The organism is Dialister sp., assembly GCF_036343215.1.
Taxonomy (GTDB): Bacteria; Bacillota; Negativicutes; order Veillonellales; family Dialisteraceae; genus Dialister.
In genome coordinates, this window is record NZ_JAZASU010000073.1 from 1 (window position 1) to 8,609 (window position 8,609).

Annotated in this window: 7 protein-coding genes and 1 other annotated feature; all 7 genes read left to right on the forward strand. The window is 48.9% G+C overall.

What is annotated here, in order from left to right; all coding sequences use genetic code 11:
- The first annotated feature begins 538 nt into the window (after window positions 1–538).
- The 7 genes from VZT47_RS08185 to VZT47_RS08215 all read left to right on the forward strand — a co-directional run bounded on the left by VZT47_RS08185 (window position 539) and on the right by VZT47_RS08215 (window position 8,282).
- Window positions 539–1,567, forward strand: coding sequence for an NAD/NADP octopine/nopaline dehydrogenase family protein (locus tag VZT47_RS08185; RefSeq protein ID WP_330224480.1), 1,029 nt, complete (start codon window positions 539–541; stop codon window positions 1,565–1,567).
- A 242-nt stretch (window positions 1,568–1,809) separates the two neighbouring features.
- Window positions 1,810–2,547: a hypothetical protein gene (locus VZT47_RS08190; RefSeq protein WP_330224481.1), complete on the forward strand. Its 738-nt coding sequence runs from the start codon at window positions 1,810–1,812 to the stop codon at window positions 2,545–2,547.
- Window positions 2,548–2,789: 242 nt separating this feature from the next.
- A complete protein-coding gene (locus VZT47_RS08195; RefSeq protein WP_330224482.1) occupies window positions 2,790–3,590 on the forward strand; it encodes a helix-turn-helix domain-containing protein in 801 nt (266 codons plus the stop codon).
- 725 nt (window positions 3,591–4,315) lie between these two features.
- Window positions 4,316–4,537 (forward strand) — a binding site (T-box leader).
- An 84-nt stretch (window positions 4,538–4,621) separates the two neighbouring features.
- Window positions 4,622–5,365, forward strand: a complete 744-nt coding sequence (locus tag VZT47_RS08200) for an amino acid ABC transporter ATP-binding protein (RefSeq protein WP_330224486.1) — start codon at window positions 4,622–4,624, stop codon at window positions 5,363–5,365.
- A 1-nt stretch (window position 5,366) separates the two neighbouring features.
- Window positions 5,367–6,062: an amino acid ABC transporter permease gene (locus VZT47_RS08205; RefSeq protein ID WP_330224483.1), complete on the forward strand. Its 696-nt coding sequence runs from the start codon at window positions 5,367–5,369 to the stop codon at window positions 6,060–6,062.
- Entirely contained in the window at window positions 6,062–6,757 is a 696-nt protein-coding gene (locus VZT47_RS08210; protein WP_330224484.1) for an amino acid ABC transporter permease, read from the forward strand. Before VZT47_RS08205 ends, VZT47_RS08210 begins: the two co-directional genes overlap by 1 nt.
- Window positions 6,758–6,998: 241 nt before the next feature.
- Entirely contained in the window at window positions 6,999–8,282 is a 1,284-nt protein-coding gene (locus VZT47_RS08215; protein WP_330224485.1) for a glutamate-5-semialdehyde dehydrogenase, read from the forward strand.
- Window positions 8,283–8,609: the final 327 nt, after the last annotated feature.

Genomic DNA, 8,609 nt, shown 5'->3' on the forward strand with positions numbered 1-8,609 from the left:
AAGGTTAATTTTTATCTAATAAACCTAAAAATCTACAATATTAGATTTTTGATGTCCTTATTTTGTTGCCATTACCCTGGTCAGGGGAGGTCCCGGAGCGAAGCGGAGGGGAAGGGGTCGTACTCTGGTAAGCATCGAAAGTGAGCTGAAAGGAAAGCATATGCCCCCCTCAAGGGGACGCTCGTGGGATATTGCGGCCTGGGTTTATCTCATTAACCTCTATGTACAGTTTTTCATCCTGATTGTCCCCTCAGCAATCCATCCTGCTGCCCATTAACCCCCATGTACAGTTTTATCGCCCTGAATGACCCCCCAGCCATCCATCCTGTTATCTTATTAACCCCAATGTACAGTTTTTCATCCTGATTGACCCCCCAGCAATTCATCCTGCTGCCCATTAACCCCTATGTACAGCTTTTCTTCCTGCATGACACCAAAAGCCATTACCTATTACCCATTCCCCCATTTTGTAGAGTTTCCCCATCATTTACGCTATAATAATAGTAAAATATATGAAATACAGAAATCGGAGGTTCCCATGAATATTACGATCCTTGGGGCCGGCAGCACCGGAATTGCCGCGGCCTCTTATTTCAAACTGAAAAATATGGCAGTCAAAGTGTATGTACGAAATGCTGCCAAAGCCAAAGTATGGAATCAGGAACCGGTCAGTGTGTCCGGTGTACTGAATACGTCTTTTTATGTCCCGCTTCTGACGGATTTGAAGGAAGCCATCGATTACGGAGATATCCTCATGGTTTTCACCCGTTCCAATGACCATGAACAGGTGGTAGAGGAAATCGCCCCTTTCCTTCATGAAGGACAGATTCTTCTTTTCGTAAATGGCTGCTGGGGTGCCATCAAGGCTGCCCGCCAGCTTTCCAGAAAGCCTAAAATCCCGGATATAACTATTGCGGAAACGGCCAATATGCCTTTCATCGCCCAGCTTTCGCCGGATTTCAAATCGCTTCGCTTTAAGGCGGCGAAGGAGGAAATCGTCTATTCCTGCATGGGGAAAGATACCGCCCTCCCCGCCCTTCTGAAACAGATGGCAGAAAGAGTGGTGAAAGTTTCTTCTCCGGCAGCCACTTCTCTTTCTGCTACCAATCCCATCATTCATGTGAGCCAGTGTCTTTTCAATATCACCCGCATCGAAAACGGGGAAGATTTCCATTTCTTCGGTGCTCCGCTTACGAAACATGTGGCGGATTTCATGGAAGGCTGCGATAAAGAGCGCCTTGCCATCGGGAAAGCCCTGGGCCTTGACCTTTCGAGTCTCCTGGATGTCCTGAACGGCGCCTGGGGAGACAAAAAAGCCACCCTGTATGAAGCGCTCACGGAAAATGAATCCTACAAGACCGTCCTCGGGCCGAAGGACATTTCCGGCCGCTATCTTTCCGAAGATCTTCCCTGCGGCATGACAAGCCTCCTGGACCTTTCTGAAATGATGCATGTCCCCGCACCCCATATCGAAGCCCTGGTGACGACTCTCTATATGTACCTCGGGAGGAAATATGAACCCTTCCTCACCACGGCAGATCTCCGGGTGCTGAAAGCTTTGAAATAGCTTTTAGCTTTTAGTTATCAGTTATCAGTTCATAGTTATCAGTTAAGGAATGACATATGACCGACTGGCGGACTATTATATTATACAATCTTCCAGTGGATGAAATTTCTATCATATAATCGGCCGCCTTTTTACTTTCAGGCGGCACCACAACTGCAAACTGATAACTGATAACTGATAACTTAACCCACTTGTCTCAAACTCTCAGCATTTTCCCTTTTTATGAAACACAAAGGATTATCATGAAAAAATTACTTGCTCTTGCTCTTTCCGCCTGTCTCCTCTCGGCGGGTCCCGTATTTGCCGAGAACTGGATTCCTTTCCAGGGGTCCGAAGGGACAATGATTGATACCGATTCCTATGTGGACAGCGGAATCCGTTCATCCATTGCGGTCAAAGCTCCCATGGATGATGGTCATGCCATTTCCACCATCGAATTTGACAAAGATAAAAGATCCTACCGCATTGCGGATATGAAAACCCTGGACAAAGAGGGAAAACCGGTAAAGGAATTCACCTACAGTGATGATCCCCAGAACTGGAGCCGTCTGGTGCCCCATTCTTTCGGTATGAATCTTTTCGAATCCTACATCAGAAATCCCCTGCCCCGTTTCAATAGTCCCGTCTGGCTCGTCATTTATAAAGAAGAAGGCGTCCGTTTCCGCGGCAGCGCCTATGCTGTGGAAAAAAATACGATCACCTATAAAGACGGCTATGCTACTTTCTGGGTACGGATTTCCTACCCCTGGAAGGACCAGGATTTCTCCCGGGTCCTTTACCGGGTGAAAATGGACATGCCCCATAAGAAAATCCAGACCCTCTCCATGACCAGCTATGATTTTGAAGGGAAAGTCAAAGTTCACGGCGCCGGTACCAGAGACCGGGAAGATATCCTTGCCGGCTCCCCCATGGAGAAAATCTACGAATACATCAATACAGAGCTGAATGCCGGACGCATCCGCATGATGTCGAAGCTGTGAGGAATACGGAAACCGTCCTGTCAATCATAATGGATGACTATATTTCAGAAGTTATCAGTTCTCAGTTATCAGTTCAGAGTGGAGGTGGGCCCGCGTAAAATAAAATGCGGGCCTTTTATTGAGCCCGATGACAATAAAGTCAGTAAATGATCATTGTCTCCAATCAACTGATAACTGCTAACTGATAACTCATCACCTTCCGTTTCCCATTTTATTTATTTCTACAGTCACATCGAGGAACCATGTCCCACATCATCTACACCTCTCTTTCTCAATCCCTTTCTGACAGATGTTATGAAGCTTTCCTTACGGGAAATATCCCCGAAGAGGGCTGGCTCCTGACGGAAGGATCGCACCTCTACCTCCTTCCCAAAGCGCCGTCTGTGCCTTCCGGGAAAATTTTCACCGCCCCTTCCGGTCCGGCAGACTATTTCGAATCCACCCTTCCGGAGGAGAAAACGCTGGCTGCCTGGAAAAGTTATCTGTCCGGCCGCCGCCTGCCTGCAGGAGCCGCATTGGCCGCAGGCGGTGGAAAAGTCCTTTTCTTTGCACCTTCCGAATATGAACCGGACCTCTCCCACATGGATATGTACCGTCTTCCCTTCGATCCGCTGGAAGAAATCCTGACGCCCCAGGAAGCGGCGAAACTGTATGGCACCGATGCAAAACGGATTTCCGCGGACTGTGAAAGGATGGGCGTATTTACGTCCCGGGAAGTCCGGAAATCCGGAAACACCTGGCTCATCCTGAAAAGCACGGCAGGACGGATTTACCATGAAGAGGCGGAAAAAACCTATACCATCAATCCCCTGCTCCTCGTATTTTCCACCCTGGAAGCCGCGAAAATCTGGAACCGGGACAGCGGAGCCGTCCGGAGCGCAGCAGCCGGAGCCGGCCATTCTTCCGCCCGTATGGGAGAAGGAGAAAGAAGGAAATCCGGACGCACCTGGCTGGTCACGAGAGATGCCATGGAGCGCCTTTTCGGCCAGGCCCTGCCGGTACTTATGAAAGAAGCCATGCGGGGATTGTGCGATAGATCATAGCTAATGGGGAATGGGATTTAAGGTGTTCTGCCGTATGGCTATTCGGATGAAAAAGCCGGGCATAAAGGTTAATAGATAACAGGGTGGATGACTGTATGGTCATTCAGGACGAAAAACTGTACATTGGGGTTAATGGTTAAAAATGGGGCTGACTGCATGGTCATTCAGGATGAAAAACTGTACATTGGGGTTAATGGTTAAAAATGGGGCTGACTGCATGGTCATTCAGGATGAAAAACTGTACATTGGGATTAATGGTTAATAGTTAACAGGTAATGGGATAAAAGGCAGGGCGTGCTATCCTCCTGCCCCCTCGAGGGGGCATATGCTTTCCTTTCAGCTCACTTTCGATGCTTACCAGAGTACGACCCCTTCCCCTCCGCTTCGCTCCGGGACCTCCCCTGACCAGGGGAGGTTGGTGCGCCAAAGGCGGGGGAAGGGGTGTACTACAGGTATACGGCAGAATGTTGGAAATAAGTTTTGCCTGATGAAGACAATGTTATTTATGCCAATTGGGAGCCGAAGGCCATATACAAACTGCGCCCGAAGAGCGCCACCTTCCCGATAGCCCCGATACTCCCGGCATTCCCGATACCCCCGATTCAAAAGTTCTTTTCCCTATCGGCTCCCCCTCCATGAATGACAGTCAGGATGCCTTTCACCCTCTAAAAACCATTCCATCCTTGCAATCACCGCCCTCATATGTTATATTGAATTTAATTAATCTCACGGTGATGACGAGAGAAAGTAGCTGCATGAAACTTTTCAGAGAGTCCGGATGGTGGAAACGGGCAGGGGAAATGCAGGGAAGTGCCTCTCTGAGCCGGCAGGGTGAAAGAAGTAATCCTGCCCGGGACGCCCGTTACAGCTTTGAGTCTAGAACTCACCGAGGCTGCTCCGATGACGGAGCGGTGAAATTGGGTGGAACACGGTCCTCCGTCCCTTTGGGGATGGGGGCTTTTTGTATATCTTTTTTATAATATATTTTACTTACATAATGTATAAATAAAGGAATGATGACCATGTCCCTTCTGCTTCAAGCACAGCACATCAAGAAGTCTTTTGGAAAAGTGGAAGTCCTGAAGGATATCAGCCTTACTGTGGAAAAAGGCAGTGTCGTTTCCATTCTGGGTCCCTCAGGCACCGGCAAGACCACCTTTCTCCGCTGCCTGAATTATCTGGAAAAACCGGATGCCGGAAAACTTTCCATTTCCGATGTATCCGTGGATTTCTCCCATATTTCCAGAAAAGAAATCCAGGCCCTCCGCCGGAAGTCCACCATGGTCTTCCAGTCTTTCAATCTTTTTAGAAATAAGACGGTCCTGGAAAATATCACGGAAGGCCTCATTTACGGCTATGGAAAGCCAAAGAAGGAAGCCAATGAAATCGCCATGAAGGAACTGGAACGGGTCCACATGGCGGATTATGCGAAAATGTATCCATCCTCCCTTTCCGGGGGCATGCAGCAGCGGGTCGGCATCGCCAGAGCTCTCGCTCCCCGGCCGGATGTCATCCTTTTTGATGAACCCACTTCCGCCCTGGATCCGGAATTGGTCGGAGAAGTTCTGGATACCATTAGAGAAATAGCTACTCTGGGAATTACCATGATCATCGTCACCCATGAAATGCATTTTGCAGAGGAAGTTTCTTCCAAAGTGGTTTTCATGTCCGACGGCTATGTAGTGGAAGAAGGAACGCCGGAGGATATTTTCGTCCATCCGAAAGAGGAAAAAACGCAGCAGTTCCTCCAGCGTATGCTGAAAAGAGAGGGTTAATATGCTTACCTTTAATACCGCCTTTTTCTGGGGCCTTTTTCCCCGCCTGGCCACGGCGCTGCCTTTTACAATCGAAGTGATTATTGCTTCCATCCTTCTCTGCCTTCTGCTGGGTTCCCTGGTCGCCGTAATCCGGATCGCAAAAGTACCTGTGCTTCATCAGCTTTGCGAGATATGGCTTTCCTACAACCGGTCCATGCCCTTCATCCTGGATTTGTACCTGGTTTATTTCGTCCTTCCTGCCATCGTGCGGATGCTTCATATCAGTCCTGACGGCTGGCCCCTCACCACCTATGTCCTGGTGGCTCTGTCCTTTCATTATACCCCGGTCATTTCGGAAATTATCCGTCCCGCCTATCTTTCCGTAGATAAAGGGCAGCATGAAGCAGCCATCGTTTTCGGACTTTCTCCCTGGCACCGGGTCATTCATATCATTGCTCCCCAGGCTTTACCGGTAGCTCTTCCCGGCCTTGTTTCTGAAGCCATCAATGTGCTGAAAGATACTTCGGTCATGTTCTTTATCGGAGTCGTAGATCTCATGGGCCGGGCCGGACTCATTATCAATGCCAATTATGGCCAGGGAAAACTGGAAACCTACTGCGCCGTGGCGCTCATTTACTGGTTTCTCGTCATTCTGGTGGAAGTTTCCTTCCATCTTTTCCAGAAACTGAACAGTCAGAATATGAGGAGGGCATAATGATCGATTTCGAAGTCATTCCGACCGCCCTTCTTTACATCATGGGCGCTATTCCCAATACACTTTTCATGGCTTTTGTCACCATGATTTCTGCCATTATTCTGGGAAGTATCATTGCCGTGATCCGGCAGAATTCAGGAAAAATGGTGAACGGAGTTTTTGCCGTCATCGTTTCTTTCCTCCGCGGGGTACCGGCCATCGTACAGCTTTTCATCGTGTACAATTCCCTTCCTTTCCTGCTGGCCCCGATCATTTCCACTTTTGCAGGCCATACGGTAAAACCTTTCGACGTTTCTCCCTACTGGACCGTGTACACCACATTTATCCTTTACATGACCGCCTACCAGTCGGAAAATATCCGCGGTGCCCTTATGTCCGTAGACAAAGGGCAGTATGAAGCCGCCGTTTCCCTGGGAATCACGCCATTCCGCGCCTTTACGCGCATCGTATTTCCCCAGGCTTTCATCGTCGCCCTGCCGTCCTTTTTCACCTATTACCTGAAAACCATCAAACTCCTGGCCCTTGTTTTTACGGTCAAAGTCATCGATATGTTTGCCAAAGCAGACCTTTTTTCCGCCCTTTACAACCGGCGCACGGAACCATACATTGCCGATGCCATCGCTTACTGGGGTATGGCCATTCTCCTCACCTTCTTCTTTAACTGGTGGGAGAAGAGACTGCGGGCGAAGATGTGAGCTTTTTCATTAAGAAATACAGGATAACAAAAGTTCTCAGTTATCAGTTTGCAGTTCGCAGTGAAGGTGGCGCGCTTTGGAAATAAATGCGCGCCCTTTTTATATTATTGATTCACAGCCTTTTGTTTTTTGAGTATAATAATACCAATATAAAAAAGCCGCTTTCAATTCTGATGCGGCTCACATTCACTGATAACTGATAACTAATAACTGATAACTTCTCCCGAAAGGATTGATTTCCATGCCTACCATCCATGACATTACAAAAGAAATGAAACTGGCCTCCCCCATTCTGGCGGCCATCCCCATCGGAACCAGAAACCATGCGCTGAATCTCATTCAGGAAAATATCCTGGCCCATAAAGAGGAAATCTTTGCGGCCAATCAGAAAGATTTATCTTTAGCCGATGAAAATCATGTGGCTCCCGCCGTCAGGAAACGTCTCAAATTTGACGAAGGGAAACTCTCCGACGTGACCCATGAGCTGACCGACCTTGCCAGACTTCCCGACCCCATCGGAAAAGTGACTCTCGACAGAGAACTGGATGAAGGCCTGCGCCTTCGCCGGGTAACCTGCCCCATCGGAGTGATCGGAGTTATTTTCGAAGCCCGGCCGGATGCGCTGGTCCAGATTTCCTCCCTCTGCCTCAAAAGCGGCAACTGTGCCATCCTGAAAGGCGGAAAAGAAACGACCTATACAAACCGCATCCTTTTCTCCCTCATCCATGAAGCCGCCGTGAAAGCGGGGCTCCCGGAAAAATGCCTCTTCCAGGCGGAGCAGCACAGTGAAATCGATGAACTTCTCGAATGCCACGATACCGTAGACCTCTTAATCCCCAGAGGCTCCAATTCCTTCGTCCAGTACATCATGAATCATACCTCCATCCCGGTCCTCGGCCATGCGGATGGCGTCTGCCATATGTATGTAGACAAAGACTATGATATTTCCAAAGCCATTCCCCTCATCATCGACGGGAAAACCCAGTACACCGCCGCCTGCAATGCGGTGGAAACCATTCTCGTCCATGAAAAGATTGCGAAAGAATTCCTGCCGAAACTGAATCAGGCCCTCAAAGAAGCGGGCGTCCGGGAGCGGGGCCATAAAGACGTGGAAACCTACATCCCCGTAGAAGAAATGGCAGACGATGAAAGCTGGCACAGAGAATATCTGGACCTCGTCCTTTCCATTCGGATTGTAAAAAATGTGGACGAAGCCATTTCCCATATCAACCGGTTCGGCTCCCATCATACGGACTGCATCATCACGGAAAATAAAGAAACCGCCGAACATTTCATGAATCTCGTCGATTCCGCGGGAGTTTACTGGAATGCCTCCACCCGCTTTGCCGACGGATTCCGCTATGGCTTTGGCGCCGAAGTGGGCATCTCCACCAGCAAAATCCACGCCCGGGGCCCCGTAGGACTCGAAGGCCTCATTTCCTATAAATACAAACTCTATGGATGCGGACAAATCGTGGGAGACTATGCCAGCGGGAGGAAATCGTTCCACTTCAAAGATTTATAACCGGCAAAAAAGAAGGACCCTTCGGTCCTTTCTTTTTTATTGGCCGGAAAAAGTTTAACAAAATTCTAATGATACAAATCGCGTTTTTTGCTACTATACCCGTGGAGCCGACGAAAGGGCCCCTGAAGAAATCCCTCATCACCCGGATGTACACAATCGATCGAACCGGCGGAGAGATGGACGCAGATGATTTTCAAAAGCTCCAGCTAACCGCGCGGTGAAATTTTTTTCACTCTATTTTTACAAAAGAAATAAGTCCTCCTCAACCGAAAGGTCATGGAAATATCCGACCAATCAGCCACCCCGGCACCTTACTATGTCTCACGA

What these genes read in the sequence shown, in the direction of transcription:
- VZT47_RS08185 (WP_330224480.1), top strand. Translation starts at nt 539, where the DNA reads ATGAATATTACGATCCTTGGGGCCGGCAGCACCGGAATTGCCGCGGCC.
- VZT47_RS08190 (WP_330224481.1), top strand. Translation starts at nt 1,810, where the DNA reads ATGAAAAAATTACTTGCTCTTGCTCTTTCCGCCTGTCTCCTCTCGGCG.
- VZT47_RS08195 (WP_330224482.1), top strand. Translation starts at nt 2,790, where the DNA reads ATGTCCCACATCATCTACACCTCTCTTTCTCAATCCCTTTCTGACAGA.
- VZT47_RS08205 (WP_330224483.1), top strand. Translation starts at nt 5,367, where the DNA reads ATGCTTACCTTTAATACCGCCTTTTTCTGGGGCCTTTTTCCCCGCCTG.
- VZT47_RS08210 (WP_330224484.1), top strand. Translation starts at nt 6,062, where the DNA reads ATGATCGATTTCGAAGTCATTCCGACCGCCCTTCTTTACATCATGGGC.
- VZT47_RS08215 (WP_330224485.1), top strand. Translation starts at nt 6,999, where the DNA reads ATGCCTACCATCCATGACATTACAAAAGAAATGAAACTGGCCTCCCCC.